The 24,666-nt window shown below is 50.7% G+C and carries 19 protein-coding genes; 18 read left to right on the forward strand and 1 reads right to left on the reverse strand.

Features of this window, described 5'->3' with window-relative positions:
- The first annotated feature begins 67 nt into the window (after positions 1 to 67).
- The 4 genes from AC0YNX_RS25050 to AC0YNX_RS25065 all read left to right on the forward strand — a co-directional run bounded on the left by AC0YNX_RS25050 (position 68) and on the right by AC0YNX_RS25065 (position 4,304).
- Positions 68 to 991, forward strand: coding sequence for an FTR1 family iron permease (locus AC0YNX_RS25050; protein ID WP_475818424.1), 924 nt, complete (start codon positions 68 to 70; stop codon positions 989 to 991).
- 99 nt (positions 992 to 1,090) lie between these two features.
- Complete coding sequence (locus AC0YNX_RS25055; RefSeq protein ID WP_475818425.1) at positions 1,091 to 1,768, forward strand: response regulator transcription factor; 678 nt, start codon at positions 1,091 to 1,093, stop codon at positions 1,766 to 1,768.
- Positions 1,765 to 3,192 (forward strand): HAMP domain-containing sensor histidine kinase, encoded by a 1,428-nt coding sequence (locus AC0YNX_RS25060; RefSeq protein ID WP_475818426.1) that lies wholly within the window; start codon positions 1,765 to 1,767, stop codon positions 3,190 to 3,192. The genes AC0YNX_RS25055 and AC0YNX_RS25060 overlap by 4 nt, the downstream gene beginning before the upstream one ends.
- A gap of 86 nt (positions 3,193 to 3,278) precedes the next feature.
- Positions 3,279 to 4,304 (forward strand): extracellular solute-binding protein, encoded by a 1,026-nt coding sequence (locus AC0YNX_RS25065; protein ID WP_475818531.1) that lies wholly within the window; start codon positions 3,279 to 3,281, stop codon positions 4,302 to 4,304.
- A gap of 110 nt (positions 4,305 to 4,414) precedes the next feature.
- On the opposite strand, the gene AC0YNX_RS25070 is transcribed toward AC0YNX_RS25065, so the two are convergent.
- Positions 4,415 to 4,963 carry a TetR/AcrR family transcriptional regulator gene (locus AC0YNX_RS25070; RefSeq protein WP_475818427.1) on the reverse strand — a complete coding sequence of 183 codons (549 nt, stop codon included), beginning with the start codon at positions 4,961 to 4,963 and terminating at the stop codon, positions 4,415 to 4,417.
- A gap of 193 nt (positions 4,964 to 5,156) precedes the next feature.
- Here AC0YNX_RS25070 and AC0YNX_RS25075 point away from each other — a divergent pair, with 193 nt between their 5' ends.
- The 14 genes from AC0YNX_RS25075 to AC0YNX_RS25140 all read left to right on the forward strand — a co-directional run bounded on the left by AC0YNX_RS25075 (position 5,157) and on the right by AC0YNX_RS25140 (position 24,554).
- The gene (locus AC0YNX_RS25075) at positions 5,157 to 6,206 is read left to right on the forward strand and encodes an NAD(P)-dependent alcohol dehydrogenase (protein ID WP_475818428.1); all 1,050 of its coding nucleotides are present in this window, start codon (positions 5,157 to 5,159) and stop codon (positions 6,204 to 6,206) included.
- Positions 6,207 to 6,291: 85 nt separating this feature from the next.
- Positions 6,292 to 6,969, forward strand: a complete 678-nt coding sequence (locus AC0YNX_RS25080) for an SDR family NAD(P)-dependent oxidoreductase (protein WP_475818429.1) — start codon at positions 6,292 to 6,294, stop codon at positions 6,967 to 6,969.
- Positions 6,970 to 7,016: 47 nt separating this feature from the next.
- Entirely contained in the window at positions 7,017 to 7,874 is an 858-nt protein-coding gene (locus AC0YNX_RS25085) for an alpha/beta hydrolase (protein ID WP_475818430.1), read from the forward strand.
- 161 nt (positions 7,875 to 8,035) lie between these two features.
- On the forward strand, positions 8,036 to 8,755 hold the full coding sequence (locus tag AC0YNX_RS25090; protein WP_475818431.1) for an MBL fold metallo-hydrolase: 720 nt from the start codon (positions 8,036 to 8,038) through the stop codon (positions 8,753 to 8,755).
- 52 nt (positions 8,756 to 8,807) lie between these two features.
- The gene (locus tag AC0YNX_RS25095) at positions 8,808 to 9,380 is read left to right on the forward strand and encodes a TetR-like C-terminal domain-containing protein (RefSeq protein ID WP_475818432.1); all 573 of its coding nucleotides are present in this window, start codon (positions 8,808 to 8,810) and stop codon (positions 9,378 to 9,380) included.
- Between the two features lie 47 nt (positions 9,381 to 9,427).
- Positions 9,428 to 9,922, forward strand: a complete 495-nt coding sequence (locus AC0YNX_RS25100) for an NUDIX hydrolase (RefSeq protein WP_475818433.1) — start codon at positions 9,428 to 9,430, stop codon at positions 9,920 to 9,922.
- Between the two features lie 408 nt (positions 9,923 to 10,330).
- Positions 10,331 to 11,380, forward strand: a complete 1,050-nt coding sequence (locus tag AC0YNX_RS25105) for a Gfo/Idh/MocA family protein (protein ID WP_475818434.1) — start codon at positions 10,331 to 10,333, stop codon at positions 11,378 to 11,380.
- 128 nt (positions 11,381 to 11,508) lie between these two features.
- Entirely contained in the window at positions 11,509 to 13,128 is a 1,620-nt protein-coding gene (locus AC0YNX_RS25110; RefSeq protein ID WP_475818435.1) for a response regulator transcription factor, read from the forward strand.
- On the forward strand, positions 13,125 to 14,834 hold the full coding sequence (locus tag AC0YNX_RS25115; RefSeq protein ID WP_475818436.1) for a cache domain-containing sensor histidine kinase: 1,710 nt from the start codon (positions 13,125 to 13,127) through the stop codon (positions 14,832 to 14,834). The genes AC0YNX_RS25110 and AC0YNX_RS25115 overlap by 4 nt, the downstream gene beginning before the upstream one ends.
- Before the next feature lie 166 nt (positions 14,835 to 15,000).
- Complete coding sequence (locus AC0YNX_RS25120; protein ID WP_475818437.1) at positions 15,001 to 15,981, forward strand: ABC transporter permease; 981 nt, start codon at positions 15,001 to 15,003, stop codon at positions 15,979 to 15,981.
- 22 nt (positions 15,982 to 16,003) lie between these two features.
- Positions 16,004 to 16,900 (forward strand): carbohydrate ABC transporter permease, encoded by an 897-nt coding sequence (locus AC0YNX_RS25125; RefSeq protein WP_475818438.1) that lies wholly within the window; start codon positions 16,004 to 16,006, stop codon positions 16,898 to 16,900.
- Positions 16,901 to 16,950: 50 nt separating this feature from the next.
- The gene (locus tag AC0YNX_RS25130; protein WP_475818439.1) at positions 16,951 to 18,615 is read left to right on the forward strand and encodes an extracellular solute-binding protein; all 1,665 of its coding nucleotides are present in this window, start codon (positions 16,951 to 16,953) and stop codon (positions 18,613 to 18,615) included.
- A 108-nt stretch (positions 18,616 to 18,723) separates the two neighbouring features.
- Positions 18,724 to 21,114, forward strand: a complete 2,391-nt coding sequence (locus AC0YNX_RS25135) for a hypothetical protein (RefSeq protein WP_475818440.1) — start codon at positions 18,724 to 18,726, stop codon at positions 21,112 to 21,114.
- Entirely contained in the window at positions 21,114 to 24,554 is a 3,441-nt protein-coding gene (locus tag AC0YNX_RS25140) for an endo-alpha-N-acetylgalactosaminidase family protein (RefSeq protein ID WP_475818441.1), read from the forward strand. The genes AC0YNX_RS25135 and AC0YNX_RS25140 overlap by 1 nt, the downstream gene beginning before the upstream one ends.
- Positions 24,555 to 24,666 lie beyond the last annotated feature (112 nt).

The raw sequence follows: 24,666 nt of genomic DNA on the forward strand, positions 1-24,666 counted from the left end.
AAGACGCTTGCGCGATTGCGCAAGTGTCTTCCTCAGGTTTTACAGTTGCTAGGAGGGAGGATTAAGAATGGATATGCAGTCTTTTCTGATCACGTTCCGGGAAGCGCTTGAAGCGATCCTCATTGTTGGCGTGATTTTGACTTATCTTAAGAAAATCGGGCAAACGGATTGGAACAAATGGGTGTGGGTAGGCGTTGGTCTCGCAATAGCTGCGAGCTATGGGGTCGCGCTCGTCTTTCAAACGGTTTTAACCGGGTTTGGGACAATGGGCAGCCAGAATTACTTGAAAATCGGTATCATGATCGTTTCCTGTTTACTCCTATCTCATATGGTATTGTTCATGAGTAAACAAAGCCGCAATCTCCAAGGCGAGGTTGAATCGAAGATCGCTACGATCTTGACGGTAGGTGGCGCGCTGAACATGATTCTTCATTCGTTCCTCGTCGTCGTTAGGGAAGGCGTGGAGACGGTGTTCTTCTTCGCGGCCATTACCGGAGGAGACATACAGAAAGCGTTGCAAAGCTGGGGTGCTCTCTTAGGTCTGATCTTAGCTATCGTTATTGGCTATTTGTTCTTCAAGGGTACGAGAAGAATTCAACTCAAAACGTTCTTTCGCATCACAAGCGTATTCCTCTTGATGATTGCGGGAGGACTGCTTGTTCAAGCGATAGGAATTATGCAGGATATCGGCATGATGGGGACGGTATACAGGACGCCAGGAGGCGAAGTCGGAGAGGTGTACAATCTGACGGCGTTCATGCCGGAGCACCCCCTTGACGAGACGCAGTACATACGCGATACGGGCAAAACACCGCTCATTAATGGACAGATCGGTATCTTTTTCAAAGCTTTTCTCGGGTATACACAAAACCCTTCTTTAGAAGAATTTGTGCTTTACTGGGCGTATTACGTCGTGCTTTTCATCTTCTTGAGCGCATCCAAAGTAAAAGCTGAAAAGTCGAAAACGAAGATTACCGAAGAAGTGGCATAATAATATTTTGAAAAACAAGTGTTGAATGAAGGACAAACATAGACTAGAATGTAACCTATAATGATAATCATTCTCAATGTATGCGGGGATTAAAATGAAATGAAGAAAGTATTGCTTATTGAGGACGAGAGGAATATGTCGCGAATGATCGAACTCGAGCTTCGCTACGAGTCTTTTTTCGTCACGACTGCATCCGAGGGTCACTCAGGACTTCATGTTGCTTTGTCGGAAGAGTGGGATGTGATTTTGCTAGACTTGATGCTCCCCGGGTTGGATGGACTGGAAATCTGCCGCAGAATACGTACTGTAAAAGCCACTCCGATTATCATGTTAAGCGCAAAGGACAGCGTAATCGACAGAGTATCCGGATTGGACTGTGGGGCAGACGACTACTTGCCGAAACCTTTCGCGATCGAAGAATTGCTCGCTCGCATTAGAGTGGTATTTCGTAGAGAGCAAAACCGATATGACAACCAGATGCCGATACTCCAATACCAAGGACTAAGTCTCGACCCTAATACGAGAATTGTAATGAACGAAGGGACTAAAGTCGATTTGACGAAGCGGGAGTATTCGCTACTCTCGGAATTTCTAAGCAATGCCAACCGAGTTCTGGACCGTGAAACGTTGCTGGATAAGGTGTGGGGCTTCGAAGCGGCAGTCGATACGAACGTCGTGGATGTATACGTACGATACTTGCGCCGAAAAATCGATATCCCTGGCAAACCGAGCTATATCGAGACGTTAAGGGGAATCGGTTATGTGATGAGACGATGAGCTTAAAACGCAGGATGGGATTCGTCACCAGAATGCCGATTAAACTTAAACTTACATTAGGGTCCGCCATCTTGCTTGCTTTGCTGTTTCTTGGATACAACTCGCTTCAATATCTAATTATGGAGAAATGGATTATTGATCGGGAGAAGAGCGCTGTCCAAAGAAACATGAACGGGATCTTGAATTACTTTCTCGAAAGAGAAACCGGGTTTAAGACTTCGGAGTTACCTGACATTCGGCACTATTTGGATAAAGTCACCCGAGACGATCAACGAATCCGAATCCTCGACAAAGAGGGTAAGATAGCCATTGCAGTGTCAAATCTGGATTTTCCTTTAGTAGCGGAGCCGGCATCAACGATGCATACGGGATTGACAATTATTCGAGGAGACGAGCATTCCTTGCTCGTAATGAGAAGTCCTCTAACCATCTTTGACTTCGAGGGTACGGTGGAAATCGTAAAAGGCATGAGCGAATTCGAGCAACTGATTGCAGCGATATCGCGTGTTATGATTTATTTCGCCTTGGCGGCCATCGCGCTAAGCTTTTTGGTTGGTTGGCTATTAGCGAGACGTTTGTTGAAGCCGCTTCAATCCATGGCGGTAACGATTCGGAATATTCAAAGAAACGGACTGCAGGAAAGGATGGTACCTGCATCGAACGGTGACGAGATTGCCATACTTATGCAACTGTTCAATGAAATGATGGATCAGGTAGAGGCATCGTTCCAGCAGCAAAGCCGATTCGTCGAAGATGCATCCCACGAGCTCAGGACGCCGATTGCGATTGTAGAGGGACACCTTGCTTTGTTGCGTAGATGGGGCAAAGAGGAACCTGCGGTATTAGATGAATCATTGACGGCATCCCTTCATGAGTTTACTAGGCTTAAAGGACTTGTCACGGAGCTTCTTACCTTGTCGCGTGCTGAGAAAACGAATCTCATTGATGAAGCCTTACTTACTGAACCCGCCGCTGAAATTAAACGAATTGCCGGACATATTGGACTTATTTTTCCGGCTTTCCGGATCGATAGCGATTTGGACGCGCTAAGAGACTATTCCCTTTGCATTTCGCCAGAGCACTTAGAGCAAGTATTACTCATCGTGATGGAGAATGCGGTTAAGTATTCCATGCAAAGCAACTTGATTCGAGTGACGTCGGAAATTCGGGGAGATAAAGCCTTCCTTTTCATAACTGATTACGGGATTGGGATTCCAGAGAAGGATCTTCCTTACGTAATGAATCGCTTCTATCGCGTGGATAAAGCGCGGAGCCGTGATCTGGGTGGTAACGGATTAGGACTTGCTATCGCCAAGAGGCTGATCGAACGTTATGAGGGAACGCTTCAAGTCATGAGCAAGGAAAATAGGGGCACGACAGTGGCCATTGGTTTACGATATTCCATTCTGGATGAATGCCGATAGGGAGGAGAATTCGAGTGAGCGGAAGACGATTCTTTAAGCGCCGAACGTTGTTTGCCTTTGTATTATTCTTTTGCGCAGGTTGCGGTATGTTCGACAAAGAGGCAGAATTGGCACTTAATACGTACGAGCGTATAGATGATAGACCGAAAGCTTCGGCGGAAAATTCCGTTACGGTGTTCACCGCCCGTCACTACTCGGCGGATAGTATATTATTCGAAGCATTCGAGAAACAAACAGGCATTCATGTGAACGAAGTCAAAGGTACCGCTGAGGAATTGATATCGGAGATGAAGCGAGAGGGCGAGAAATCTGAGGCAGATCTTTTCTTCACGGTAGATGGCGGCGTATTGAGTGAAGCGAAACGCGCTGACATACTGCAGCCGCTTAGCTCGGATGTGATTGATCGGAATGTACCAATCGGGAAGAGGGATTCCGATCATTATTGGATCGGAGTAACGACCCGTGCGCGAGTCATTGTATACGCAAAAGACAAAGTCGATAGAGCAGAGCTTTCTACATATGAGAACTTAACGGATTCGAAATGGAAAGGGAGGCTGCTTATCCGCTCTTCTTCCAACTTGTACAATCAATCACTGCTAGCCTCGTTCCTCTCGATAGACGGGAAGTTAGAAGCCGAGAACTGGGCTTCAGGAATTGTACATAACTTCGCACGACCTCCTGAGGGAGGCGATAGGGAGCAAGCGATGGCGATTGCTCAAGGGAAGGGCGATGTCGCGATTATGAACACTTATTATATTGGACAGCTATCCGTATCGGAAGATGCGGAAGAGGTGCGGGCTTCGCAAACAATCGGCGTATTTTTCCCGAATCAGGAGACGAACGGTACGCACATTAATATTAGCGGCATCGGACTTGCGAAATACTCGAAACACGAAGAGAACGCGAAAAAGTTGGTTGAGTACATGACAAGTGTAGAAGGACAGTCGCTACTGTCTCATGAAAGCTTCGAATTCCCAGTGAACGAGCAAGCGGAACTTCCCGAGTTGTTGAAGTCATGGGGAACATTCAAAGCGCAAGACATCGACTTTGATGATCTAGATGAGTACCGAGATGAAGCTATTGGCATTTTTAAGCGTGCAGGCTGGTCTTGATTAAGCATAAAAGTTGAGTATACAATGTTTAAGCGAGCAGAAGTGCTCGTTTTTTTTGTATCGCAAGCCAGGGGGAGTGGAGTAGAGGAATCACATCATGAATTACTAGACTACAAACTCCTGCTCAGCAGCGATCCAACTTGTTTAGCTATTACTTGAGGCGGATACGGCATACCCTGCCTAATCCACCATTCAATTACACCTACATAAGCATTCCCAGCGTATTGCAAGATGATATCATCGCTTAATTCCATATTTTTACGGCTTTCTCTGTCGATTTCGTTCTTGAAGCCTTCCATAAAAGAAGCAAGCAGCTTCGTTCTAAATGATGACGGAGTTCCTTTGCTAGCTAGCATAGTCGAAAAAAACAAATAATTTTTTTCGAAGTATTCAAAGTAGGGAACCAGTGCATCGGTCCAATCCATTTCGCATGCCCATTTATCCATCTCGCCTAACTCATTAATATGTGTGTCTATAAGTTTATCTAGTAAATCATATTTATCCTGATAGTGCAGGTAAATCGTTCCGCGATTTAGGTTAGCTCTGTCTGCAATATCCTGAATTGTGATGTCATCGAAATCTTTTTCAATCATCAGTACTAATACAGCCTGCTTTAGGGCTTCCTGCGTTTTAAGAATTCTTCGATCTACTTTAGCCATTGTAATTCCACCACTCATACTAGATTAATAAACACTTTGAGCTATTGTGTTGAGATATTAACACAAAGAGCTTTTTTAACCATTGAATACAAGCTTATTACTTCTATAATATTAGACATCAGTTGATTAAACAAATTGATTTGTATTATTAAGTGTTGTTGTTGTTGAAGATGATATCCATGGAGGTTAAAAGATGATAAAAGCAAATGCACGTGCGGTATTCGGACCGGAAGGGCCATTCAAACTGACAACAATTGAACGCAGAGATCTTCAACCTCATGATGTCCTTATCGAGATTAAGTTTGCAGGAATATGCCATTCTGACATCCATGCTGCTAGAGGTGAATGGGGACCAGTGAACTATCCTCTTGTTCCAGGGCACGAAATTGCCGGGATCGTTACCAAAGTAGGTTCAGAAGTGAAAAAATATGCTATTGGGGACCGTGTTGGGGTAGGCTGCATGGTTGACTCCTGCAGAGAGTGTGTTCATTGCCACAATGGAGATGAACATTATTGTCTTAACGGGAATACCGGTACCTACGCTGCTACTGATAGATATGGGCACTATACGCAAGGTGGTTATTCCAGCCATATCGTAGTATCCGAAGATTTCGTCGTACGAATTCCGGGCAGCATAGCGCTTGACGCAGCAGCACCACTTCTGTGCGCCGGGATTACGACGTACTCGCCGCTTCGTCACTGGAAAGCAGGTCTGGGAAAGAAGGTAGCTGTAGTAGGATTCGGTGGTCTTGGCCATATGGCCGTAAAGCTTGCTCATGCTATGGGGGCAGAGGTTACGGTTCTATCACAGACACTGAAGAAGGAAAATGACGGATTACGGCTTGGTGCGAGCCATTATCATGCTACCAATGATCCAGAGACGTTTAATAAATTAGCAGGTTCATTCGACCTTATCATCAATACAGTAAGTGCGACAATTGATGTAAATGCTTATCTTTCGTTGCTGGCGCTGGATGGCACGATGATCAATGTAGGAGCTCCGGCAGATGCGATGCCCATACATGTGTTACCTCTTATCCTTAAGCGCCGTTCGTTTGCTGGATCGACAATTGGCGGAATTCGAGAAACGCAGGAAATGCTCGATTTTTGTGCTGAACATCAGATTGTGCCTGAAATTGAGGTTATATCCGCAAATCAGATTGATGAAGCTTGGGAACGCGTGCTAGCTTCGGATGTCCGATATCGATTTGTGATCGAAATCAGCACGATGGAGACGGAATAACGGCAAGCATTTGAAGACTTGGTCCTATGCATCGGAACGATTTATCCAAGAATATATCGGTATGGCCAATTGGAGGGTCTCGAAGGTGAAGGATAAGCCAGCAGCTCTTGTTACAGGAGCGAATCGGGGAATCGGATATGAACTCGTCAAACAATTGGCCTCTTCGGGGTTCAAAGTCTTATTGTCAAGCAGGGATCCTAAGCAGGGGGCGGAAGCTGCGCAGCGACTTGCTAAGTCCGGATTGGATGTATGTTTTGTCCAAATGGACGTCACCGATCAAGAAAGTATCCGCCAAGCAGCTACTACCTTAACCGAGACTGTTGGCCGATTAGACGTACTGATCAACAACGCAGGCGTCTATTTGGATAGGGGTACCACGTTAATGACTATGGATCCTGCGATTCTGAAGGAAACGCTGTCCACGAATTTCTTAGGCGCTTATCATGTCATGCGTTCATTTATTCCTCTGATGGAAAACCGGGGCTTTGGAAGGATCATTAATATATCTTGGAAATATGAAGCAATGAATGCCACGTTGTCTCCAGGGGCTGGTGCGTATAAGATATCTAAACTCGCGTTGAATGCAATGACGCGGTTGGTTGCAGCAGAAGTAAGTGATGACATTAAATTTTATTCAATAGATCCGGGCTGGTTAAGTTCGGATAGGGGTGGGCCTACTGCTTTGAGATCTCCAAAACGTGATGCAGAATTGATTCTCCGGTTGACGATGGAATCTGAAAGACCTCGTGTAAGTTTCTTCTGAGGTGGCGAGGCAATGGATTGGTAGAATAACCATTGGAGGTAATCTTTATGGCATTGGCACAAGTCAACTTTTTTTCTAAATCATTAATGAGAACCGTCCCTATTCAAGTTATCTTGCCCATGGATAAACTGAGTTTTACAGAGATGACTGAGAGGGAGAACAAACCTTATAAAACGCTGTATCTGCTTCATGGACTTTTCGGTAATTATACGGATTGGTTATCGGGAACCCGAATCCAAAAATGGGCGGAAGAGAAGGACTTGGTCGTGGTGATGCCTTCCGGCGATAATTCGTTTTACGTTGACCATCCTGCGCCGGGCGGCGGCAATCAATACGGTGAATTTATCGGGAAAGAACTGGTGGCGATCACCCGTAAAATGTTTAATCTGTCACATAAACGCGAAGATACCTTCATCGCTGGTCTTTCCATGGGCGGTTATGGAGCGATCATAAATGGATTAACCTACCACGATACGTTCGGTTACGTTGCCGGTCTCTCCAGTGCGCTTATCCTTGAACACGCAACTCATTGGACTTATGATGCGTCATTTATTCATAACTGTGCATATTACGAAAGCTGTTTCGGTGATCTTCGCGAAGCGCTAACGAGCGATAAAAATCCCAAGGTTCTCGTGAAAAAATTGAGAGGAAAAATGCAAGTAAATCCAGATCTGAATCTCCCCACAATGTATTTGGCTTGCGGTACCGAAGATTATACCTTGCTCGATGCTAACCGTGAGTTAAGAGATATCCTTATCGATAATGAGATTAAACTGACGTACGCGGAAGGACCAGGCGGGCATGATTGGGATTATTGGGATACACATATCAAAAAGGTGATTGACTGGCTTCCGTTAGACGAAGATGCTTCAGCAGGGTTGAATAGTGGCATTGTAGGCGTGTAACTGCCAGGTTACAATGGTTGAGAAATAGAAACGGCAGCTATGAGGCTGCCGTTTCTATCTTCATGATCAGCAAATTCCCCATTGACAAAAACTAATCCGATTAGTTATTCTAAAAACAATAAAACTAATCATATTAGTTTTCCTGAGGAGGTACGATAATAATGAGAATAACGCGCAAAGGTGACTTGTATCAGCTGACGTTTATGCCTAGATTTTTTCCTGTGAATTGCTACATCATCGATGAGGGCAATGAGCTGACGCTTATCGATGCGGCGCTGCCGTTCAGCGCCGATCCGATTCTGCAAGCGGCGAAGGATATCGGCAAGCCGATTACGCGCATCGTGCTGACGCATGCGCACGGCGACCATGTCGGCGCGCTCGACAAGCTGAAGGCGGCGCTGCCGAGCGCGAAGGTATACATCTCGGCGCGGGATTCTCGTCTGCTCGCGGGAGATCGCACGCTGCTTGAAGGCGAGCCGAACACGCCGATCAAGGGCGGCGTGCCGACGAAGCTGACGACTCGCGCAGATGTTCTGCTAAGCGACGGAGACATGATCGGATCGCTGCGCGCCGTAGCTTCGCCGGGGCATACGCCAGGTTCTATGGCTTTCCAAGATATGCGAAGCGGCGCACTCGTTGCAGGCGACGCGATTCAGACGCGCGGCGGCGTAGCGGTATCGGGACAGTTCAAGCTGTGGTTCCCGTTCCCTGCATTCGCCACTTGGCATAAGGAAACCGCACTCGCCAGCGTACGCAAGCTTCGCGACCTCAAGCCAACCTTGCTCGCTGTCGGGCACGGAGAACTGCTGGAGAATCCGTCTGCCGCTTTGAACAAGGCCATCTCAGAAGCAGAGAGCAAGCTCGGACTGCAGCAGCGATAGCTCTCTTCAACGCACAACATCACAACACCACATTACATTCTAAGGAGACCTCATGATGCCAAGAGCTGGACTTGATCTTAGTACGATTTTGCAAGCGGCGGCTGAACTTGTCGATGCGGAAGGACTGGATACGCTAACGCTAGCCACTTTGGCGCAGAAGCTAGGCATTCGCTCGCCATCGCTCTATAATCATGTCAACGGACTGCCGGGGCTTCGCCACGAACTAACGCTTCATGGCCTTAACCGGCTCGGAGCGGTTATGCGCAGCGCCGTTCAAGACAAGAGTAGAGATGAAGCAATTCGCGCACTCGCGCACGCCTATCTTGAATTTGCACGTAAGCACCCTGGACTCTATGCCGTCACGCAGCGTGTGATGGACCGTGCGGACCAGCAGATTCAGCAAGCGGCGGGCAATATCGCAGCCATACCAATTGAGGTGCTGCGCGAATATGGACTGGATAACGAGCTGAGCATTCATCTCGTGCGTGGTCTCCGCAGCCTGATGCACGGCTTTGCTTCAATCGAGCAGCAGGGCGGGTTCGGGATGCCGATTGATCTGAACGTCAGTTTCCAGCTGATGGTCGATACGTTTCTTGCCGGTATTCACGCACAATCGTCGAAGTAACTCGTACTCGTACCAATCCATTCATTTTCGAGGAGGCGTCCCCCAACATGTTTCTAGTCAATTCTCGTGCACTGATAGAACGGACAATTGATGGCAACATCGAAATTATAGTTCAGACCAGGAATAAGCCAGGCGGACCTCAGCGAATCGAGCTTCCGGGCGGAAGAATCGAACCATATGAATCCCTACACAAGGCTCTTATAAGGGAAGTGAAGGAAGAAACAGGACTAGACGTTATGGAAATCGAAGGCGAGGATACACGGATAGACACCGTAGGCATCGACCCTGATTTTGAAGTGGAATGTTTGAAACCATTTGCCGTTTATCAAACCACGAAAGGGCCGTTTGATTCGGTCGGCGCCTATTTCCGCTGCAAAGCCACTGGCGAATTGTTGAGTGCGGGCGATGAAACGAAGAATCCTAGATGGGTGAATGTAGACGAGTTACGGCGGTTGATGAGTGAAGATCCGCTGCAATTCTCAGATGTAGACCGTGCAGGAATCATGTATTATCTCAAATATGTTGAACAACACCGTCCTTAAGGACGGTTTTTTTATTATTCTGCCAGGCCGTTCCCCACAAGGAGCTACTCGCACCATGCCTACATTCAGCACGCTCAGCATCAGACTGCTAAGCCACCGTTGCTAACGGAACACAGACGCGTTATCGAGGCAAATTCCAAGGTTTGAAAAATGTAACGGAACACAGAGGGCTTATTTCCAGCAATGGGGTGCATTTTGGGGCAATACCGGAGAAATAGCTGCTCTATGGTCCGTTAGAGCGAGAGATGAGTCAGAAAACGGCGGATAAGCTGTACGTTCCGTTAGACCGACAAGTTTTTGCACAAAATCAACCATCCCAAAGTTGCGGTGATCTATCCGAGAGGGATTCACGGCGCGCATGCAGAAGCATTAGGAAGAGCTTACCCGAGTAGGAGGAATGAGAAGACGATGAGCAAATATCGAATTGGCTTAATTGGACTCGGCGGCATGGCGCAGGCGCATATCCGCTGGATGTCCGCGTTCGCAGACCGCATGGAATTGGTTGCGGTAAGCGATGTGAATGAAGAAGCGCTGGCGCGAGTCGGCGAGCAGCAGGGCATTGCGCCGTCGAAGCGCTATGCGAACTATGCGGCGCTTATTGCAGACCCCGACGTGGACGCGATCGTGTCCGTTACGCCGAACAACGTGCATGCGGACATCGTCGCGCACTGCCTGGCGGCGCGCAAGCCGTTCATGGCAGAGAAGCCGTTCACCCGCGTCTTCGAGGAAGCGGTGCCGCTGCTCGCGCAATACGAGCAGCACCCTGTGCCGGCGATGATCGGCTTCACGTATCGCTTCACGCCGGCGTTCCGCTATGCGCGAGAGCTGATCCGCGAAGGGAAGCTCGGACAGATTCGCAGCTTCTCGAGCCAGTATCTGCAAGGCTGGGGAGCGCCGCAGTATAACGTGGGCTACAATTGGCGCTTCGACAAGTCGGTGACAGGCACCGGAACGCTCGGCGACCTCGGCTCGCACATGATCGATATGGCACGCTTCCTGTTCGGAGAATTCGAGGAGCTGTCGGCGCAGCTGCATACGATCGTGCCGGAGCGTCTTGATTCGCGAACCGGAGAGCTGGTGAAGATCGAAGTCGATGACTTCGCGAGCTTCCAGGCGCGGATGAGCGGAGACGTGCACGGCGTCTTCCAAACGTCGCGCAACGCGATCGGCTCCGGCAACCAGCACGAGATATCCATCTACGGAGACACCGGCACGCTCCATGCCTCGACGGAGGACCCGAACAAGATCGTATGGATTCGTGAGGAAGACGGGCAACTGGCACGCACGGTTCTGAACGTGCCGAAGCGCTGCGAAGTGACGCAATACGAGCAGTTTCTGGCTCTGTTGGACGGCGGTGAGCCTGACGGACTGCCGGGCTTTATGGACGGCTATCGCAATCAGCAGGTGCTTGATGCGATCATCCGGGCGAGCGAATTGAAGACGGTTGTACAACTATAACGAGAGAGGGAACCGTCCGCAGCCGAAGCTGCGGGCGGTTTTTTTGCTGCAAGCTATCGATAGACGAGCCTACATTCATCTATTCCCACTCGTAAGTGAATCAGTTAGAATTGGGATAAGTTTTTTCCGTGAAGCGGTTTCAGCGTGATTATGGATTCGAGGTGAATGCTGTGCTCAAGATGCTCATTGTTGATGATGAACGATTCGAAAGAGATGGCGTTAAATTTCTGATTGAGAAGTACGGACTGCCGCTTGAGACCTTTGAAGCGGACAGCGGCGAGAGTGCGCTGGCGTTTATGAAAGAGCATCCGGTCGATATATTATTCTCGGATATTCGTATGAATGGGATGGATGGTCTGCAGCTTGCAGCCCAAATCCGTGAGCTGGACATCCCGGTGAAGGTGATCTTCATGAGCGCTTACGGCGAATTTGAATACGCGCAGCGTGCGATTGACCTTAAGGCGATCCGCTATATTCTGAAGCCGGTACAGGTGGATGAGTTTCTGAAGGTCGTATCGCAGGTCATGCAGCTGTGCAATGAAGAGCTCGAGCTGAAGGAGAAGCAGCAGCGGATGGAAGAAGCTTACCGCAACGACGCGCTTTATTCGAAGCAGAAGCTGCTGTCGAATCTGGTGCTCGGCCATTCTGCAAGCGGCGCTGAGCTGCAAGCGGTACCGCTTGCAACGCTAATCGGCATCCCGCGCGTACGGCTTGTTATGCTGGATTCGAGAACGAGATTCTTCGATCTTCTCGATCAACATTTTGACCAGCGGCTCGCTGAAGTGTTGAAGCGCAGCTTCGAGCTTGTCCATCTGAACGAGTTCCAAAGCTTGCTAATCCTCGGTGGGAATGATCTATCGCGAGAGGAGCTTATCGCTTCCGGAGAGCGTTTCATTCGCTGGTTCCACGACTTGTACGGCGGGGATCTTAGTATCGTCATGGGTGGTCTTGCCGAAGACAGCGAGCAGCTCGTCAACGAATTTACTGCCGTTGAATCGATGCTGGAATATAAGTTTTATCATGATGAAGGCACGGTGCTGCTCGCCCATTCTGCGGCCCATGGCAAAGAAGAGATGCAGGCTGTCGTGGATGAGGCGCTTACAGAGTTAAGGCAACATATAACGCAATCTCGCTACGAGCTGACCAAGCTGCGATTCGAGCAGCTGTTTAACGATTTGCGCAGCAGCGAGCAGTTTTCTGTCATCTATGTCAAGTATATTTGCACTGAAATTGTGAAGGCCATCTTCGAAGCATCGGCGAAGAAGAGCGCCGCTTCGTTCAAGCAGCAGCTGGAGCAGATTTACCGTGCCTCCAAGCTAAGCGATCTGCGTAAGGTCATTCTGTCGATTCTGGAAGAGAAGGAGTCTCAAACTACGGGCTCCGCTTCCGGTTCAGCAGGCTCCACTTCCGGGTCGCCTGATTCGATGCGCAAGGTCATTGAGAATATTGTGCAGATTATTGAGAGCGAGTACAGCTCCGATCTGTCGCTGGATGCGCTGGCTGATCGCGTGTATCTCTCTCCAAGCTACTTAAGCCATCTGTTCAAGAAGCAGCTCGGTGTCAGCTTCAATAAGTATTTGACCGTATTCCGAATGGAGCGGACGAAGGAGCTTCTGGTGACGACCAATCGCAAAATCATCGACATTGGCTTGGAAGTCGGCTACAGCAATTTCCCTTATTTCAGCTCGCTCTTCAAAAACCACTACGGCAAGACGCCGTCGCAATATCGGGAAGAGGCGGTTCGATGAAGAAGGCGATCACCGAGCTGTTCAATAGGCTGCGATTCAAGCATAAGCTGTTTCTATCCTATCTGATCGTCATCATTATCCCGATTATCGTGCTCGGCGTGTACGCGTACAATCAATCCGAGCAGATGCTGAAGATTCAAGGGATTGGGGGCATCGAGAAGAACGTCGATACGATCACGAGCGGGATCAACGGCTCTATGGAGCGGTACAATCATACGATGCAGACGATCGTGTACAATAAGACATTTCAGAAGATCGTAACGAATGACTATCGGGATCTCGTCAACCTCTCCTACGACTTGAATGAGTACTTGTCGCCTTATTTTACGATGATGACAATTATGGATAAGGATATTGCTGAAATTAAGTTCTACACTCAGACCTATGTGCCGGAATACGGACAATCTGTCCAGCTAGCGAGCCGTGTCAGCGACCAGGGGTGGTACAAGGAAGCGTTGAAGGGAACAGGCAGCCAGTGGTTCTCGGACAATGGCAAAGACAACGGTATTATTGTGGTCAGCAAGTTCCCTCAGTTCCCTAATGACAAAGATACGAATATGGTGTACATGCGCATCAACGAGGAGAGCCTGTTTAACAACATCGCTGCGCTCGCCAAGGATGACATGGTTGTCATTACTGACAAGCAGGACCGAATTATCTATTCGAACCGGCAAGCTTCCGCTGCTGTCAAGCCGGCTGTGGACCTCGCTCAACTTAGTACGCTTAACGAAGGCGTTATCAATTATGCCGGGGCCAAATCCTATCTCGTGAAGAAGCCCGTTGCGCTGACCGATTGGACGATCTATTGTATCGTCCCCGCCGCGCAGCTGACACAGAATGCCGGCTCGATTATTAATGCAACGCTCATTATTATCGCTTCGTGCATCATTATCGTTCTCATTATCATCTGGATCTTCTCCAAGACGATGCTGCGGCGCGTGCTCTCGCTCAACTCGCTTATGAAGCGGGTGGAGATTGGAGACCTCAGCATGCGGGTCCGCAGCGAGTCGAAGGACGAGATCGGTGAATTAACGAACCGCTTCGGCAACATGCTCGTTCGTCTCAATGAGCTCATTGACGAGCTGTTCCGCAACAAGATCGTCCAGAAGGAAGCGGAGTTCAAGGCGCTGCAATGGCAGATGAATCCGCATTTTCTGTACAATACGCTGTCGTTCATTAACTGGAAGGCGCTGCGAAGCGATGCTCATGATATTAGCCATGTCGTCACGACCTTGTCGAAATTTTATCGGACGGGACTGAACCGAGGGGACAACATCATACCGGTGCGAGATGAGCTGGAGCATGTGAGGTGCTATGTCGAGATTATTCAGACGATGAAGGACAACAGCTTCGATGTCGTCTATGAGATTGACGAAGCGGTGTTCAGCTGTAACACGATCAACTTTATTCTGCAGCCGCTGGCAGAGAATGCAATCATACATGGCATCAACCGCAAAGAGAACGGGCGTGGCGTATTGAAAGTAACGGCGGCGCTGATCGAGGGGAAAGTTGCGTTCACCGTTGAGGACAATGGAAACGGCATGCCGCCGGAAGTAGCAGAGACATTGCTGGAGAGCCAGTCATCCGGTTATGGACTGAAGAACGTCAAGGAGCGGCTCCAGCTGAAGTTCGGTTCGGATTACAGCATTTCGGTTGAGAGTGTAGTAGAGCAAGGCACGCAGATGAAGATTGTTATACCTGCGTGACGCTAATATGGAAGCCTGTCCCAGATACTGGGGCAGGCTTTTATCATTTTTTACGGAACATCGTAGAAAACTGAAAGTATTCGCAAATATTTGATAATTTCAAGGGAAATCAGCTTTGTTATAGTTTTGTTAAAGGAATTCGCTAGCGAAGAAAGGAGTGCCGCGGGTGAACGAAACAGCAATCGTTAGCCAGTCGAACACCGCTGTCCGTGATGTAAAGCTAGAACGGGCGAGGGTGAGAAAAGAGAAACTCAAGAAGGTTAAACAGTACCGCGTGCTGCTTCTGATGATGGTGCCAGCGGTCATCTATTACATCGTTTTTCACTATTTGCCGATGTATGGCGTCCTGCTCGCCTTTAAAGATTTTAAGATTCTAAAAGGGATTGTGGGCAGTCCCTGGGTAGGCCTTGATGTCTTCCACAAAATCTTTCAAGACGATTACTTCTACACCGTGCTCAAGAACACGATCGTCATCAGCTTCTACAAGCTCATCTTCGGATTCCCGGTGCCCATTATATTCGCACTGCTGCTGAGCGAAGTGATGAACGCCAAGTACAAGAAGCTGGTTCAGACGGTATCCTATCTGCCCCACTTCATCTCGTGGGTTGTGCTCGCCGGTATCTTCTTCACCTTCTTCTCGATGGGGGGACCGATTAACACGATCATTACCTACTTTGGCGGCGATCCTGTGCTGTTCCTGGCAGATCCGAGATACTTCCGGACGATTCTCGTCGTCACCGGTATCTTCCAAGGCTTCGGCTGGGGCTCGATCATCTATTTCGCAGCGATCTCAAGCATTGATCCGATGCTGTACGAAGCGGCGATTATCGACGGAGCGGGGCGGTTCAAGCGGATGTTCTACATCTCCATCCCCATGCTGATCCCGATTATCGCGATTATGCTAATCCTCTCGATGTCCGGCATTCTCGATGCAGGCTTCGATCAGATCTTTAACCTGTACAATGCGCAGGTGTACAACGTTTCCGACATTATCGACACCTATGTGTACCGCAAAGGTATCGTCGAGATGAGCTATAGCTACGCCACGGCAGTCGGCCTGTTCAAATCAGTTGTCGCCTTGATCCTCATCTTCGTCGTCAACCGGATTGTGAAGCTGATCGGTGGCAAGGATCATGCGCTATGGTAGTACGAACAGGAGGTGCCCCTAGATGATTAACGTAAAGAAATCACCGGTTGACCGATTTATCGATCTCATTATATATGCGGTGCTTGGCATCATTATGGTCATCACGCTGTACCCGTTCTGGACGCAAGTCGTCATCTCGCTGGACGGCGGAGGCGTGGACGGAGCTGCATATGCTTCAGGGTTCGTGCTCTTCCCATCCAAGCTGACCTTCGGAAGCTATAAGCTTGCCTTTCAATTCAAAGAGCTATGGACCGGCTACACCTATACGCTGCTCCGGACCGTGCTTGGCGTGACGTTCTCCATCCTGTTTACTTCGATGACGGCATACCCGCTCTCGAAGAAGGATTTGCCCTGGAATAAATATTTTACCGGCATGATTCTGTTCACGATGCTGTTCGCGGGAGGGACGATTCCATCCTACCTGCTGATCAAAGAGCTTCATATGATGAACACCATCTGGGCGCTTGTCGTGCCAGGCATGATCGGAGCGTTCAACGTCCTCATCATGCGGAACTTCTTCCGCTCCATCCCGGAAGAGCTGGAAGAGTCGGCACGCGTCGACGGAGCCGGATACCTTCGGATATTCACGCAGGTGGTGCTTCCGCTCTCAAAGCCGGTCATTGCCACGGTTGCCCTCTGGGTCGGCGTCGGCCACTGGAACGCATGGTTCGATTCACTGATGTACATTACCGATCCGGGTAAGCAGGTGCTGCAGGTTGTCCTTCGCAAAATCATCATCCAGAACAATACATCCGACATTACGCTGCTTATTCAAAATCTGGGCAAGGATACCGAGTTCTCGGGGCGTCAGCTGCAAGCGACGATCGTTATGTTCTCTATTATCCCGATGCTCATTGTATACCCTTTTATCCAGAAGTATTTTGTCAAAGGTGTTATGATTGGTGCTATTAAGGGATAACATCCCCTCTAATAGATATAGCAATGTACATTAATAGGGGAGTGGTCGATGTGAAGAACAGCAATAAGCGTTGGATAGCAGGCGCAATGGCAAGCTCGCTTCTGCTTACGGTATTGGCGGGATGCGGAAGCTCGAACTCGAATGGAAATGCGGGAACGAACAATTCGGCGAAGTCGGATAATGCGGCGAGCACGAATACGGAGAATGCGTCTTCATCGAACAATGCGGCAGCGGATAACAAACCGGCAGAGAAGAAACTGCTGAAGTTCTGGACGGCCAGCCCTGAAATCGCGAAGGCAGATGCGCCGGGCGTGAAGGCAATCCGCGATAAATTCGGCGTCGACGTCGAATTCGTGCCAACTGGCGGCGAAGGCTTCAAAGAGAAAGTAAACCTGATGATCTCCTCCGGCGATATTCCGGACTGGATGAAGGAGCCATCGTTTACGGACTATGATAAATACTTGCAACAAGGCATTATCGCGGAAATTCCGCAAAACCTCATTGAAGAGAACATGCCCAAATATGTGGAATGGCTTAAGCGCTTCCTTGGCGACGATCCGTTCAAATATGTTAGACGTGATGGCAAAATCTACGCGCTTCCAGTTATCTGGGATATCGGGATCGATGGCCTAGACCTTGGATTCCGCGAAGATTGGATGAAGAAGGTTGGCGTGACGAAGACGCCTGAGACGGTTGAAGAGATGGAAGATCTGCTGACGAAGTTCCGCAACGACGATCCAGACGGCAATGGCAAGAAGGATACGTACGGCATGACCGCTTCCGGCGAGAACATTGAGAGCATGTTCAGCTCCGTGTTCGGCGCATTCGACGCATACCCGAACATCTTCCGCGAGAAAGACGGCAAGGTCGTTCGCGGCGAGATCGAGCCAGGCGCGAAGCAAGCGCTTGAAGTGCTGAACCGCTGGTATAAGAAGGGCATTATTGACCCTGAGTTCGTCGTGAATAAAGGCAACAATGTCGAGGATAAAGTGCTGACGGATAAAGTTGGAGCAGTCGAGTACTACTGGTGGTCCTTCCTGCCAGGCACTGCGTTCCTTGGCGGCGAGCAATGGTATGACAAGCTGAAGGCGAAACATGCTGACTTCAACTTCGCCATTACAGGCGGGGTGAAAGGTCCGGACGGCAAGTACGGCATCTCGCAATACAACCCGGCGTATGCATCCGGCGTCGTATTCGGCAAGCAGCTGGCAGACGATCAGGACAAAATGATCAAATACATGCAGGTGTTCGAGGCTTCCCAATTCGAGCCGGACATCTACGAGAAGCTGAACTTCGGCGATAAGGATCAACAGTGGAAGCTCGGCGATAAAGGCACAGTGGAATACTTGGGTGCGTTCACGGATGAGAAAGAGCGCCAGAAGCTTGGTCTTGGCAGCTACTCGATGAGCGGCTCGTTCAATGACTATGATTTCCAAACGTCCTATACATCCGATGCAAGCCTGCGCCAGCTGGCGAAGGACACAAGAGCGAAGGGCACGCGTGTCATCGACATTCTTGCTCCATTCAACAAGCCTGTCTACAACGAAACACAAGATAAGCTGAAGCAGTTCACGACGCAGAACTTCATCGACTTCATCACAGGACGCAAGTCGCTGAATGACTTCGACTCGTTCGTAGCCGAGTGGAAGAGCATGGGCGGCGAGAAAGTGCTGGAAGAAGCTCAGCAAGTGTATGATGCGAATTTGAAACAATAATACGTTAGGCCATGGTGTCCTTTCCAATGCGAGTTGGGGAGGACATCCGTGTTTACGAGCGTATAGGAACAATTATGAAGAGTCAGTAGGCAAAAGGAGAGGGATTAAATGACGATGACGATGGCACGAATTGAAGCGGGGAAGCTGTCTTTTCTAATCAGTAACAAAGGGGAAATAATCGGGCTGCGTAACACGGCCAGCGGTGTCAGCATCGAGCTGGATGGGCACCACAATCCGCTTCTGCAAATTGTGAAGGGCAGAGCTGTTGAAGCTCCTGGTTCGGCTGAGTATGACGAGCAAAGCGGCGTGATGGCGCTCTATTATGAACAGTCAGGCACGGAAGTAGACATCCGTGTCATAGTGAAGCAGCAATATGTCACCTTCGAGGTCATTCTCATCGCGGTCGCGCAAGGCCAAGAAGAAGTTGACGCTCTCATCTGGGGGCCATATGTGACGAAGCTTGCCGATTCGATCGGCGAGTCTGTCGGCGTCGTTCATGATGGTGACTTCGCGGTCGGAATGCTGGCGCTGAATGCGAAGACTATCGGAGGCTGGCCTGCGGAGCTGTCGCGTCTGGCATTCGCGAATGAGCCTTATGCGGACAGCAAATTCGAGTATGGCGACAGCACGGCATGGCCGGTCAGCGAAGGCAGCCTTCTGCAAGCTTTCGCTCGTAACCGGACGAAAGCCGGTCGCCGCCCGGTCTGGAATTTGACCGATATTGAAGTGCAGCCGCTGCAAGGGGACGAGGCGCAGCTCGGCGGTACAGCTATTGCGCTCTTCGGCTGCGACGTGAGCGAAGTGCTGGATACCATTGAAGCGGTTGAGATCGGCGAAGGATTGCCGCATCCGATGATTGAAGGGGAATGGGGCAAGAAGTCGAAGGCTGCGAACCAGTCGTATCTCATCACGGACTTCTCGGAAACCACAATCGGCGACGCCGTCGCGTATACGAAGAAAGCGGGTCTCAAGTATGTATACCACCCGGACCCATTCACGAAGTGGGGGCATTTCGTGCTGAAGCCGGGGCAGTTCCCGAGCGGCGATGAAAGCATGCGTGCCTGTGTGAAGCAGGCAGGGGATGAAGGCGTATATGTCGGTGTTCATACGCTGACGAACTTTACGACGCTGAACGATCCATACGTGACGCCGGTTCCGCATGAGGGCTTGCAGACAGTTGGTGTATCGCGGCTAGTCGAAGCGACGGGGACTGAGGACATTGAGCTCGTTATTGATGATCCTCGTCCGTTTACGGAGAACCTGTTCCGAAAATCCGCTAGGCTTGGCACGGAGCTGATCGAGTATGAGTCCGTCTCGGAACAGGCACCGTGGAAGCTGCTCGGCGTGAACCGGGGTGTGAACGGAACTGTGGCGGCTGCGCATGAGGCTGGCGCAGCGATCGGCCGGTTATGGGATCACCCGTACGATGTGTTCTTCCCGAACATGGAATTGCAGGATAAGTTTACGAATCGGTTAACAGAGCTGTTCCAACAAACAGGGCTGCGGCAGATTTCATTCGATGGGCTTGAAGGCTGCTATGCGACCGGTCATGACGGCTACGGCGTGAACCGCTTCGTCAAGCAGTGCTATGAAGGCTGGGAGCATGAGGTCATTAACGATGCAAGCATCGTTGTGCCGAACTATCTATGGCATATCTTCACCCGTTTCAATTGGGGCGAGCCTTGGGGCGTATCGACGCGCGAAGGCCAGCTCGAATGGCGACTGACGAACCAGCGTTATTTTGCGCGGAATTTCATACCTCCGATGCTTGGCTGGTTCCTCGTGCGCTCTGTTTCGGATCGCTTCGAGGCGACGACGCTCGATGAGATCGAATGGGTGCTCTCCAAGGCAGCGGGCTTCGACGCTGGCTTCGCTCTTGTTGCGGACATGGCAGTCCTTCGTCGTAACGGCAATGTCGAGGAGCTGCTAGCAGCCGTTAGCGAATGGGAGACCGCGCGGCAGCTGGGTGTCTTCTCGGATGAGCAGCGGGAACGGATGCGCGATCCGAAGAGTGATTGGCACTTGGAAGCGGCAGGCGAGGAAGGCTGGCTGTTATATCCGGTGAGCATCTCGAAGCCGCTCACCTGCAGTCCGGAGGAGCTTCAGCCGGGGCAGCCTGGCGGATCGGATTGGGCGTTCTTCAACAAGTTTGGCGAGCAGCCGCTGCGCTTCACGCTTCGCGTCTCGCCATCCTATGGCAACGAAGATGCGTCCGTGAAACGGCCGACCTTCTATACGCAAGGCACATATATGACGTTCGAGACGGAGATTGCTCCCAATCAGTATTTGGTATATGACGGCGGTTCGATGGGCCGCGTTTATGACCAGAATTGGAATTTCATACGGGAAGTGAAAGCTAGCGCGGAGGCGCCGGTGCTGCGCGCAGGGGGACAGACGCTGTCGTTCAGCTGCAAATTCGAGGGCGATCCGAAGCCGGTCGTCACGGTTCAAGTGACGACTCGCGGCGAATGCGAGATTATCCCCAAGGGAGCCAACTAATGCAGCGGCTGCGCGAGTATACCATTGTTCGAGGCAGCGGACAGTGGCTTGAAGAGCAGGCAGACGGCTCTTCGGTGCTGTCAGCCGGGGGCTCGGATACGATAGCGTTGTTCTCGGAGGAGAAGAGGAGGAAGCTCGCTGATGGCGAGCTTCTCTTCACAATGACTCCACTTGGTCTTGCGGGCAGAGTCGGTGCAATTATCCGATATTCCTCGGCAGACAGCTGGATCTTCATCGGCTGTGATACGCCGATGGATCCATTCGGCAAAAGCACCTGGATATGGGCGCTACCGAACGGACAACAGGGCGTGCTGTTCAAGTCGGACCCACTCTATGAGAATCACCGCTATGAGCTCGTGATTCGGTATATAGGGACTGTTCTAACCGTCATCATGAATGGCTACGAAGTTTATCATGGCAGCATTCCAGAGCTGGCAGCTGTTCAGTCGCCCGGAGCTTCGGGATTCCGCGCTTGGAGTGCGGAAGATGGCAGTGGTGATGGATGCGCCCGAATAAGCGATGTGAGCGAGAGAGAGATTGACGCGCAGAGGTATCAAGCGCAGCAAGCTTCTAGCACAAGTACAGAAAGCTGGACATTATCCTCTGAGCTGCTAGAGGCAGAGGTAGATGCTGCATTCCCTCGTGTGATCGGGTATCGCTGGCTAGCATCCGATGCGATCTTGCATGGGCAGGAGGAGCAGCTGCAATACGTCGATCTGAACAACGAGCGGTATGAGCCGCTCGTTTCCGCTGAGCGGCGGTCGTCGGCCACGGCTGCGTATACGCTTGAGTTCCCCGAGCTGCAGGTCGTGATGACTGCGGTAATTTCCGTATCCGGCGCATTGCTAGCCTTTACGATTACCAATATTCAAGAGCGCGGCGAGTTCCGCATTCGGACAATTGCGCTGCCGAACCACGGGCTTGTCTCTGTGCGGGATACGCAAGCAGGCGCAGCAGCTGCGTTATCGGAAGGGATCAAAGGCGACACGTTCGCTGTTGCCGCTGATCTGAAGCCGGAAGCCGCCCCCGAGTATAAAGCAATTGCTATTCTGCATACCGCACAGCTGGCAGCAAGCGTAATGGGCAATTCGCTAAACAATCGCAGGCGGCTGTGTGTGCAGACTGTGCAGCGAAGCGGGTATAAACAAACGGCGCTGTGGCATGGCTATTGGACGTACCGGGGACCGGATATGCAAATTACCGGCGAGCCGTGGGCGAAGGTGCTTGTGGCGGCGGATCGCAATGGCGACGGTATTGTCGATTGGCAAGACGGCGCGATAGCCGTGCGCGAAGCACTGCCGCCGATACCGGGAGCAGAAACGCTGAGGAGCAGTTATGCGCATATTGCGATGAACTTCGGCAGCTTGGCGCAGTTTCCTTTTCTAAGGATACTGGACAATGTGAAGAAGCTTCATCTATATACTGATGGCTTCGGTCAGATGCTGGAGCTGAAGGGCTACCAAAGCGAGGGACATGATAGCGGACATCCGGATTATGGTAATAATTTCAATGAGCGGGCTGGCGGATTGCATGATCTGAACTTGCTTGCCGAGCGGGCACTTGACTACGGCGCCGTCATTGGCGTGCATATCAATCACAGCGAGGCGTATCCGGAAGCGAGATCGTATTCGTCCTCCCTTGTGACGACGACCCCCGGCTGGCGATGGATGGATCAGTCGTATTATATCGACCGGGAAGCGGATATTCTGTCCGGCAACTTTGATAATCGACTCGAGGAGCTGAAGGAGCAGGCTCCTAACCTAGGGTTTATCTATGTCGATACATACCGGGATGAGCACTGGGCGGCTTGGCGTCTGACTGAGAAGCTTCGCGGACTTGGCTATACGATCTGGACGGAGGAGGCTGATGCGCTCGATGCGGATGCGGTATGGACGCATGACTCAACGGGCGACAGTGTCATCTCCCGGTTCATTCGCCATCAGGACAAGGATGCGTATGCCGAGGATGTGCTGCTGAAGGGCGGCTACGCCCGCTATGGCGATAACGGATTCATGGGCTGGCAGAATGAGCGTGACCTCACAGCCGTCATCCGCTCTTTCTATACGAAGCAGTTGCCATATCGGTACTTGATGCATTTTGCGCTGATGCAATGGACGCCATCGGTTGAAGCGGTTCTTGAGGGAGGCGTCATATCGAGGATCGAGGATGGAGCTGCGGTCATTCGTAAGGATGGACGCTTGATCGCGCGTGGCGATACTGTCTTCCTGCCGTGGGACCCGATTCTCGAGACGAAGATTTACCATTGGAACGCAGAAGGCGGCAAGACGCAATGGCAGCTTCCACCTCACTGGCCGCAGAATGGCAGCGTGAAGCTGTACCGGCTTACTGCGCTGGGGCGTGTTCATGAGCAGGATGTCGAGGTGATCGCGGGCACGGTTATGGTATACGCGGAAGCAAACACGCCATATGTGCTGTACATGGAGGAAGCGCCGCCTAATCCGAAGATCATCTGGGGTGAGGGGAGTCCCGTGAAGGATATGGGCTTCGATAGCCATAGCTTCGACTGGTGGACGAAGACCTCCTCCTCCGATGACACGGAACATATTGCAATCGCGGCGACGAGCTATGGTCAATCTTACCTGTGTATTCATGGCAACAACGGCGCGGATGCGCGTGTGAGCCAGAGTCTTACTGGGCTGAGGGGAGGCGAGGCTTACTCAGCTTCTGTGTGGGTGCAAGTGTCGGAAGGACGCCGGGCCTCGCTTCGGATCGATGGATGTGAGGGCGGTGCGAAGGAGCAGGCAATTGACCGAACCGCCGTCATCAACTGGGACCCGGATTCAGATAAGCGCGGCACCTATTACCAGCGGCTGCAGCTTCGTTTCCAGCTGTCTCCGTATACGGACGCGCTGCCGCCAATGCTCTCGCTTATTGCTGATCAGGGCGATGCGGAGTCATATGTTTATTTTGACGATGTACGGGTTAGTGTTGTAGGTGTGAGCAGTGAGACTTCGGCTGATTACGATGAGGATTTTGAACAAGTGGATGCAGGCTGGGGACCGTTCGTCAGCGCTCAGCCGAGGGTGAACAAGACGCATCTGTCGCAGAAGCATGAAGGTTATACGGAAGATACGATTGAAGGGGGATGGTCGCTGAAGACGCTGGATCAGCTGACTGGGGAGCTGCTGCGTACGTTGCCTTCTACGGTCCGATTGCTGCCGAACAGCATCTATCAGTTGTCGCTTCATTATAAAGCGGAGCTTGAAGGGCAATATTCCATTCTTGTTCGCACAACCGATGGCGGGCTGGAGCAGGACATCACTACTGAGCCTCTGCGCCAAGGGCTTCATGAGTGGCAGGCGGAAGTGAGGACAGGGCCTTATTCGGATTATTACATCGCGATTCTGCGGCATGATAGCAATCCGGGATCTCTCGTAATTGATCAATTCTCGGTGTGCAAGACGGCCGAAATTCAGTAATAATATCCCTATAGATCGTAATTCTGTCACTGCGGATATAAAACTCGTACATGCTATAGTGAATGGATAGATTCTAAATGCTAGGGCACGTAGGCAGAATCCGCAGATTCTA

It is taken from the genome of Paenibacillus sp. J31R98 (assembly GCF_056269245.1).